The following is a 4,233-nucleotide window of genomic DNA, read 5'->3' as shown; positions in this document are numbered from 1 at the left end:
CCTGGTCTGCGGCCGCGACGGCCGACCCTGCGGGCTGCTGCGGCAACCCGCCCTGGCGCGAGCCCTGATCACCGGCAGCCTGGCCCTGTCGGGGGCGCCGCTCGTCCCCTGCGGACCCCACGGCGCGCCGCCGCCGCCCGGGGCCCTCACGGACCCATGGCGGCTCGAACCCCCCGCCGCCGGACTCGGCGGCGCCTGGGCCGGTCGCGGGGCGGCCCGCTTCCGACGCACCCTGCGCGACCCGGCCGGGATTTCCCGGCTCGAACGTGGGAACACCGAACAGGAGAACCCGTGAAGCGCATCCACCGGTCCGCGAGCGCGCTCGCGCCACTGCTCTTCGTCTCGGCGCTGCTCGTCGCCGGCGCCGTCGCGCCCCGGGCGGGCGCCCAGGCGGTCCGCCTCGAAACCGTCCTGAGCGCCCAGGACTGCGTGGCCCTGCTGGCGGCCGACGGCCGGTTGTTCGGCGGCCTCGCCGAAGGGGGCGTGCTGGTGATGAACGCCGACGGCGGGATCGTCGGGCGCTGGGGGGCGGCCGACGGACTGGCTGGCGACCGCGTCGTGGACTTGGCCTGGAGCGGCACCCACCTGTGGGTGGCCTGCCAGGGCGCGGGCCTGACCCGCGTCGATCCCGACCCGCTCGCCCCCGCGTTCCGGCAGGTGACCAACCTCGGCTCGGACCTCGAGATCACGGCCGTGGCCGCCGGCGCCGAGCGCGTCTACTACGGTCTGCTGGACGGCGGCGTGGGCGTGATCAGCAGCGGCCTGCCCGGCGGCGTGATGACCACCGCGAACACGCCCGGCCTGGTGAGCGACATCATCCTGGACCTGCTGCTGGACGGCGGGGACCTGTGGATCGCGACCGCCGGCGGCGTGTCGCTGCAGCGCAACAACGCGGTGAGCGACGCCAGCGCCGGCATCGGCCCACAGGCCGTGTTCGCGCTGCGGCTCGTCCCGGGGCTGGGGCTCCTGGCGAGCGCGGGCGACGGCGTCTGGTCGTGGGACGGGAGCGCCGGCGCGTGGTCCCACCTGGGCGACCTCGCGCTGCCGGTGTCCGACCTCGCCAACGTCGGCGCCGAGCCCTGGGCCCTGGTCGTGGCGGACGGCGTCGCCGACCGCCTGCGGCGCTGGGACGGCGCGGCCTGGCAACCCGTCGACGCTCCCGAAGCCGACGTGCACGCGCTCGAAGGCACCGACCGTCTCTGGTGCGCCGGCCTGCGGCGTCCCGAGCCCGCGAACCTGAAGGCGGCCCGCGCCTTCGTCGCCGCCCGCGACGGCGACGGCTGGACGTCGAGCCAGACGGACGAGCTGCTGTTCACCTCCGTGGACGGCGTCGCCTTCGACGCCGCGGGCGTGCCCTGGTTCGGCTCGCGGCAGGGAGGCGGCATCGCGCGGCGCGACGGCGGCGTCTGGACGCAGGTCGCGAACCTCGCCTCGACGGCCGCGGATTCGGTCGGGCTCTACAATTTCGACGGCGGCATGCTCGCGCTCACGGCCCGCGCCGACGGCGAGATCTGGTTCACGCAGTTCCAGACCGGCGTGATCCGCTACCGGCCCGGGATCCCCGACATGGACCACCTGACGCCCGACACGTCGCCGCTGTCGACGCGCCGCATCGTGCGGATCGTGCACCACCCGGACGGTCCCGTGCTGCTGCTGAGCGACCGCGACGGCGTCGACGTGCTGGTCGATCCCGAACACTGGCGGGACCCGGCGTCCTGGATCCGCCTGCCGACCGACAACACCGGCCTGGGCGGCGGCATCGTCTTCGACGCCGTGGTCGACGGCCGCGACCGCATCTGGTTCGCGGTGACCGGCGTGGGCCTGGTGCTCTGGGACGTCAACGGCATCGGCGGCGCCGACGCGGCGCTGACCTGGCACGACGCGGGCGACGACGTCTGGACGCCCCCGGCCACGTTGACGGAGGGCGCCTTCGATCTCACCAGCGCGCGCGCGGTGGACGTCGGCGCGGACGGGACGATCTGGGTCGGCGGCGGCAGCGGCCTGGCGCAGCTCTCCTACCGGTCGTACGACGACAACACGCTGGACATGACCCTGGTGCGCTCGCTGCGGGCGAAGGTCGACAGCGCGACGCCCGGGCTGCTCCAGGGCACGCTGCTGGACGTGGAAGTCGACGGCAACGGCGACGTGTGGGTCGGCCACGACGCCGGGTTCGAACGCGTGCGGATCCGCGACGACGAGGTGCTGGTCGACCCCTTCACCAACGCCGCCGAGTACGCGAGCTACGGGCTGTCCGCCTATTACACGGCGGACATCGTGGCCGGCACCCCGCAGGGGCCGGTGCGCGAACTGACGACCGACGCCACCGGGCTGCGGCTGCTGGCCGGCGCCGCGGGCGGCGCCGTGCTGGTGACCATCGCCCGCGACCGCGTCGAGGGGGAGGGGCCGCTCGCGCCGCTCTTCCTCTACCCCAACCCGCTGCTGGTGGGCGAGCACGCCGGGCTGCGCCTCGGCGGCATCGACGCCGAGACCGTCGCGACGTCCCTCGAGATCTCCGGCGGCGCCCTGGTGGAGATCTTCACCGTCGACGGCCAGCTGGTGTACCGCGACCGCCACGTCGCGAACGACACGGTGTTCTGGAACGGGATCAACCTCACGGGCGAGGCCGTGGCCCCCGGGACGTACCTCGCGCGCGTGGAACTGTCGGGTCAGGTGCGCGTGCTGCCGCTGGCCCTGGTCCACTGAGGGACGGCATGACGCATCGCGCTGCCGACCTCGAACTCGTCCGCGGCGCGCGGCCGGGACCGCACTGGCGGCGCCTGCACGCGCGCTGCGGCGGCGGTTTCGCCGGCGCCGACGTCTGGACCGCGACGCTCTGCGCCAGCCTGCCGCGCCGCGCGGGTGCCTGGGCGACCGCGACGGCGGCGGGGGAGGCCGTCGGGGGGCTCGCCTGGCTCGAGACCGCGCGAGGCCCCTTCCGCACGCTGGAAGCGCACCACGCCGGCCTGCCCTGCGACCTGCTGCTGGATCCGGCGCTCGATCCCGCGCGCCGACGCGCCGCCCTCGCCGCCCTGCTGGACGCCTGGACCGCGGCCGCGCGCTCGCCCCTGACCCTGGCCGCGACGCTCCACGCCGAGGGCCCCACCGGCGACGAGGTGGCCGCGCCCCTGTCCGCGAGCGGGTTCCGCCGCACGGCGGTGCCCGTGGCCTACTTCCCGCTGGCCGAGGGCCTCGACCACGTGGAGGCGCACCTGCTGAAGAAGAACCGGCGCAACGAACGCAACCGCTCGCTGCGGCGCGGCTGCGCGACGCAGGTCACGTCCGACCCCGCGGTGATCGACGAGTTCCTGCCGATCTACGCCGCGGCGATCCGGCGCTGGGGATCGCGGCCCATCCCGTCCGACCTGTTGCGGGGCCTGCTCGCCGGCGGCGGCGGCGACGTCTACTGCACCACGGTCCGTCGCGACGGCGCCCTGCTGGGCGCCCACCTCTGCCTGCAGGCCGGAAGCACGGTGACCGCCTGGGTCGGGGCCACGGTCGACAGTTCCGGCGACAGTTCCGGCGACAGCACCGACGACGTCTTCCCGGCGACCATGCTGGTCTGGGCCGATCTCGTGGAGGCCTGCCGGCGCGGCGCGTTGCGCCTGGACCTCGGCGGCCACGGCGGCCAGCGGGGGGTGGCGCAGTTCAAGGAACTGCTCGGCGCCCTCACGCTGGAGCGCGCGATGTGGCGGCGGACGTCGCGCCTCGGCGCGGCGGCGCTGGCGATGAGACGGGGAGGGGGCCGTTGAAGCTCCTGCGCGAGGGCGCGGCGGTGCTGGGCCTGCGGCTCGGCCAGGCCGCGGCCGGGGCGGGCGCCGGGTTGGTGGTCGCGCGCGCGCTCGGCCCCGACGGGCAGGGCCGTTACGCACTGGGGATCACCCTGCTGATGTTCGCGGCCGCGGCCGTCAACGGCGGCGTGGGTCTGGCCGCCGTCCCGGAGATCCGGAGCCGGCCGGCTTCGGCGCGGTCCCTGATGCGCACCCAGTCACTCTGGACGGGCGCCGCGACGCTCGCGGCCGCCGCGCTGGGGGCGCTGGCCTGGCGGACGGAGGCGGGCGCATCGCTCGCCGCCCGCCTCGGCTGGAGCGGCGCGACCGCCGCGGCGATGGTCGGCGCGCTCGCCGCCCTAGTGCTGTGCGACATCCTCGCCTACGACCTGCTGGCCCTGGGCCGCCTGCGGACGGGCACCGCCGTGAACCTCGGGAGGGGCCTGCTGCAACTGGCCCTGCTGGG

At 75.9% G+C, this 4,233-nt stretch carries 4 protein-coding genes; all 4 read left to right on the top strand.

Features of this window, described 5'->3' with window-relative positions:
• Positions 1 to 295, top strand: a 295-nt coding sequence (locus Q7W29_02360; protein MDO9170654.1) for a hypothetical protein, incomplete at its 5' end; no start/stop codon positions are given.
• Positions 292 to 2,703, top strand: a complete 2,412-nt coding sequence (locus Q7W29_02355; protein MDO9170653.1) for a T9SS type A sorting domain-containing protein — start codon at positions 292 to 294, stop codon at positions 2,701 to 2,703. The genes Q7W29_02360 and Q7W29_02355, both read left to right, overlap by 4 nt.
• Before the next feature lie 8 nt (positions 2,704 to 2,711).
• Complete coding sequence (locus tag Q7W29_02350) at positions 2,712 to 3,749, top strand: GNAT family N-acetyltransferase (GenBank protein MDO9170652.1); 1,038 nt, start codon at positions 2,712 to 2,714, stop codon at positions 3,747 to 3,749.
• A partial coding sequence (locus Q7W29_02345; protein ID MDO9170651.1) for a hypothetical protein occupies positions 3,746 to 4,233 on the top strand: 488 nt, incomplete at its 3' end. The genes Q7W29_02350 and Q7W29_02345, both read left to right, overlap by 4 nt.

Source organism: bacterium, from assembly GCA_030654305.1.
GTDB lineage: Bacteria > Krumholzibacteriota > Krumholzibacteriia > LZORAL124-64-63 > LZORAL124-64-63 > PNOJ01.
This window is presented reverse-complemented; position numbering and strand designations above follow the sequence as displayed.